Below are 4,516 nucleotides of genomic sequence, written 5' to 3'. Positions count from 1 at the left end.
CTGCCGGTGCGCACCCATGTCAGCGTCACTCCGACCAGCGGGCTGGAGCGGGCGCAGGTGAAGTGGTTCAACCGGCTGCGTGGCTTCGGCTTCCTGTCGTGCGGCGAGGGCACTCCGGACATTTTCGTGCACATGGAAACGCTGCGCCGCTTCGGCATGACCGAGCTGCGTCCCGGCCAGTACGTGCTGGTGCGTTTCGGGCCCGGTTCCAAGGGCATGATGGCCGCCGAAATCCAGCCGGAATCCGGCGCGCCGGGACTCTCCTCGCACTAACCGCGGCCAGGTCCGCTCGCCCCTCCCATCCCGCATTGCGCGGGGCCCGCTGCGCTGCGCAGGGCGGCTGGCAAAAATGCGCGGCCTCCCGGCGCTTGCGATCTGCTAGCGTTGCAGCCACACCAGGGGGCGGGTCTTGAGCGGAACAGAGGCGGACGTTGGGAATGTGGAAGCAGGGAATCGGATCGGCGGTGCGCGGCGTTGCGGCGCGGACGGCAGCGGCGTTGGTGACGACGCTGTGGTTGTGCGGCATGGCTGCGGCCGCCGACGTGCAGACGCTAGAGATCGTCACCAAATCCGGCGTGCAGGTGTTCTCCGTCGAGGTGGCCACCACCGAGCAGGAGAAGACCACCGGGCTGATGTATCGCAAGGAGTTGGCGGACGGCCGCGGCATGCTGTTCGACTTCTCGCCGGAGCAACCCGTCTCGATGTGGATGAAGAACACCTTCATCCCGCTCGACATGATCTTCATCCGTGCCGACGGACGGATTTCGCGGATCGCTGAGAACACCGTGCCGCAATCGCTGGCCATCATCGCTTCGGGGCCGCCGGCCAAGGGCGTGCTCGAGGTGATCGCCGGCACCGCCAAGAAATACGGTATCGCGCCGGGCGACCGGGTGGCGCATCCGCTGTTCAACGGCCGCTAGAGCTATTCCGGTTCTGATCGAAGCAGAACCGAGCTCTCAATTCTTATTTTGACGCGTTGTCTTCACGCGAAAACGCTATAAACGCCGCCTTGCCGGTTTGGCCTCAAGCGTGTAACGACAACGCTTCGCAGACCTCGGGGTATAGCGCAGCCTGGTAGCGCGGCAGTTTTGGGTACTGCAGGTCGTTGGTTCGAATCCAGCTGCCCCGACCATTTTAATCAAATGCTTTGCCGGAGATGGTCGGCGCCCCGGCGCGGCTGATCCGGCCTTCCGATTGTCACACAGCGGCGGCGCAGAGGGGTGCGATGAAATCTGCTTGGTCGATCGGCGCGGCGCTTTGGCTGGCGTGGTCTGCGGGGGCTGCGGCGCAACCGGCTGACGTGACCCCGCCTGCGGCGATCCCCGATGCGGCGGTGGCGGCGCAGCCGGCTCCCGCCGCTCCGGCCGAAATGATATCGAGCTTCCGCCTCGCGCACGGCCTGGGACGGGTGACGCTGGACGCCAAGCTCACGCAGATCGCCCATGAGCAGGCCGCCGCGATGGCCGCCAAGGACGTGCTCAGTCACGAGGTGCTCGGCCCGTTCACCAGCCGCGTGGCGCCGGCCCACGCCGGCCAGGCCGCGGAAAACGTCGCCTATGGCAATGACGGCTTTCCGAAGACGCTCACCCAATGGATCAACTCGCCCGGACATCTCAGGAATCTGTTGATGCCCGGCGCCTCACGCGTCGGCGTCGCCAGCGCGCGCAGCTCCGCGACAAGGCGCACCTATTGGGCGATGGTGATCGCCGGCGGCTATGACAAACCGGAGCCGCGCGCCAAGAAACCCGCGCCCAAAACGGCGCCCAAGACGTCTGACAAGAAATCTGACAAGCCGTCTGGCAAATCGTCCGGCAAGACATCGCTGAATCCGACGCCGAGCACGCCGTCGCAACAGTCGTCACGGGAGGCCTGCCGGGTCAAGCTTCTCGGGCTGTGCCTGTGAGCGGTGCTTGCCAGGCCAAGCTTCGCGGCGTCGCGCTCAGCGCAGACCTTTCCCGGCTTGATCAACGGCCGCGGTGATGGCCCGACCGGCCCCGCAGCGGTGCCCCGGCCAGGAAGTTCAGCCTTCCGCGCGCGAGCGGTCGGCGGTGGTGGACGCGCCGGGCGCCGGCGATGGCGGCACCGATGCGGCCGTGGCCTGCTCGGCTGACGGCTCCGAGGACGGCTCGGCCGGCTTGGCGGCCGGCGCCGGGCGCGGCATCGGTTTGTCCTGCTTCTTCGACCAGCCGATGTAGTAGGCGACCAGACACAGGATCGCGAGCCCGCTGACGCTGACGAAGATCTGCGCCAATAGCGAGCCGGAGCTCATCATCAGTTCGAAATGCGCGACGAACGACAGGAATACGCCGACGCAGAACACCGCCAGCGATTGCTGGCCGCAGCGGATCAGCGGTTGAAAGATCCGCCATTCCAGCCCGGGCCATTCCTTCGGCACGAACCGCACCACCATGAACGCCAGCACGACGAAGTGCAGCACCCGATAGGGCGCCAGGAAGGTTTTGTCGTTGGGGTTGAAGGCGTCGTACAGCCAGCTCGGAAACACCGCGCCGAACTCCGGAAACCGGCCGGCCATCGTCATCAGCAGCGCGAAGATCAGATAGAAGATACAGACGTACAGCGTGATCGACGAATTGATCAACCAGCGCGAGGCGTTGGCGCCGCCGAGCGCAAACCAGGCGCCGAACACGAACAGCAACTGCCAAGTAAACGGATTGAAATACCAGCTGCCGATCGGATAGGCCGCCAGGTTCCAGCCGTAATACCGCGCGGCGAAATACAGCGCCAGCGATCCCAGCATCGTCAGATTGGGCCGCCGCAGCATCAGCCACAGCACCGGCGGGAAGAACCCCATCAGCACGATATAGAGCGGCAGCACGTCGAGATTGACCGGCTTGAATTTCAGCAGCAGGCCCTGGGTCAAGGTCTGGATCGGATTATCGACCAGGCCCGCAACGTTGAACTCGTTGATGATATCGGGATCGTTGTAGCGCTGCGCGACATAGCCGATCGCCGCGATATAGATCACGAACAGAATGACGTGGGCGACGTAGAGCTGCCAGACCCGCTTCAGCAGCCGTGTGGCGCCGACCAGGAAGCCGCGCTCCAGCATCATCTTGGCGTAGACGAACGAGGCGGTATAACCGGAGATGAACACGAACAGGTCGGCGGCGTCGCTGAAGCCGTAATTCCGCGTGGTGATCCAGTTCACCACATTGTCGGGAATGTGATCGAGGAAAATCGCCCAATTCGCCACCCCGCGAAACAGATCGAGCCGCAGGTCGCGTCCTTTGGGGGGCAGGGTGGCGCGGATTTCCATGAAAACCGTTCGTGCTGTCGCGTTCGTGCAAGACCGTTGGAAGGCCGGGATTGGCCGCGATTGTCACAACGAACCAGACCGAATATACCGAAACTGAAAACGAGACCGTCCTGCGACGGAATCGGGAAAAATCAAACTCGTAACGGATCACGGTACACTAGACCCGGGGTTTTCACCAAATAGGCGCAATGCCGCATCCCAACAGGCCGTATCAATCCATGACCGCACGCATTTACAAGCCTGCCAAGAACGCCATGCAATCCGGGCTCGCCAAGACCAAGGAATGGCAGCTCGACTACGAGCCGGAACAGCCGCGGGTGATCGAGCCGCTGATGGGCTGGACTAGTTCCGGCGACACCCGCCAGCAGCTCACCCTGCATTTTCATACCCGCGAAGACGCCGTCGCCTATTGCGAGCGCGAGGGCATTCCCTACCAGGTGATCGAGCCGAAGCCGCAAGCCCGCCGCCGTGCCGCCTATTCCGACAATTTCGCGTTCCGCCGCGACGCGCCCTGGACCCACTGAGCCGGCTGGCGCGCGTCGTGCAGCTCGCGCGCCGCTTGACCTGAGCGGGCGGGGCTGAGCAATTCAGGTTGCGCGCGACGCCGGCGCAGTGACACCATGATCAGCCGCCCCGCCAGAGGGCGGTGTAACAACACGTTGTGTGGAAACGCATGCCGCTCCGCTCCGCCGTCGATCCCGCTTGTTCGGATTTCAACCGCAACGCCGAGGTGATGCGCGCCCTGGTCGCGGAATTGCGCGACAAGCTCGGCCTCGTCGCCGGCGGCGGCGGCGAAGCCTCGCGCGCCAGGCATACGGCGCGCGGCAAGATGCTGGCGCGCCAGCGCGTCGACCTGTTGTGTGACCCCGGCACCGCGTTTCTGGAATTGTCGCCGCTAGCGGCCTACGGCCTCTATGGCGGCGATGTGCATTGCGCCTCGATCGTCACCGGGGTCGGCCGGGTCGCGGGGCGCGAATGCATGATCGTCGCCAACGACGCCACCATCAAGGGCGGCACCTACTACCCGATGACGGTGAAGAAGCATCTGCGCGCCCAGGACGTCGCGCGGCAGAACAATCTGCCCTGCATCTACCTGGTGGATTCCGGCGGCGCCTTCCTGCCGCAGCAGGACGAGATCTTTCCCGACGAACGGCACTTCGGCCGGATCTTCTACAACCAGGCGCAGATGTCGGCTTTGGGGATTCCGCAGATCGCGATCGTGATGGGCTCCTGCACCGC

General features: G+C 64.6%; 6 protein-coding genes and 1 tRNA gene. 6 read left to right on the top strand and 1 reads right to left on the bottom strand.

Annotation, left to right across the window (positions count from 1 at the left end; translation table 11 throughout):
- From VGC77_RS10925 to VGC77_RS10910, 4 genes are all read left to right on the top strand, one after another.
- On the top strand, positions 1-273 hold a 273-nt coding region (locus VGC77_RS10925; protein WP_331171590.1), incomplete at its 5' end, for a cold-shock protein.
- A gap of 251 nt (positions 274-524) precedes the next feature.
- Positions 525-920 (top strand): DUF192 domain-containing protein, encoded by a 396-nt coding sequence (locus tag VGC77_RS10920; protein ID WP_331171591.1) that lies wholly within the window; start codon positions 525-527, stop codon positions 918-920.
- Positions 921-1,055: 135 nt separating this feature from the next.
- Positions 1,056-1,132 (top strand) — tRNA-Pro (locus VGC77_RS10915).
- A 93-nt stretch (positions 1,133-1,225) separates the two neighbouring features.
- Positions 1,226-1,903, top strand: coding sequence for a CAP domain-containing protein (locus tag VGC77_RS10910; RefSeq protein ID WP_331171589.1), 678 nt, complete (start codon positions 1,226-1,228; stop codon positions 1,901-1,903).
- 117 nt (positions 1,904-2,020) lie between these two features.
- Here the strand turns inward: VGC77_RS10910 and VGC77_RS10905 are convergent, their stop codons facing one another.
- Entirely contained in the window at positions 2,021-3,277 is a 1,257-nt protein-coding gene (locus VGC77_RS10905; protein WP_331171588.1) for an OpgC domain-containing protein, read from the bottom strand.
- 218 nt (positions 3,278-3,495) lie between these two features.
- On the opposite strand from VGC77_RS10905, the gene VGC77_RS10900 reads away from it, so the two are divergent.
- Positions 3,496-3,801, top strand: coding sequence for an ETC complex I subunit (locus tag VGC77_RS10900; RefSeq protein ID WP_331171587.1), 306 nt, complete (start codon positions 3,496-3,498; stop codon positions 3,799-3,801).
- A gap of 149 nt (positions 3,802-3,950) precedes the next feature.
- The coding region (locus tag VGC77_RS10895) for a carboxyl transferase domain-containing protein (protein ID WP_331171586.1) at positions 3,951-4,516 on the top strand (566 nt) is incomplete at its 3' end.

It is taken from the genome of Rhodopseudomonas sp. (genome assembly GCF_036404135.1).
GTDB lineage: Bacteria > Pseudomonadota > Alphaproteobacteria > Rhizobiales > Xanthobacteraceae > Rhodopseudomonas_A.
Note: the sequence above shows the minus strand (reverse complement) of the source record. Positions and strands in the feature narration are given on the sequence as shown.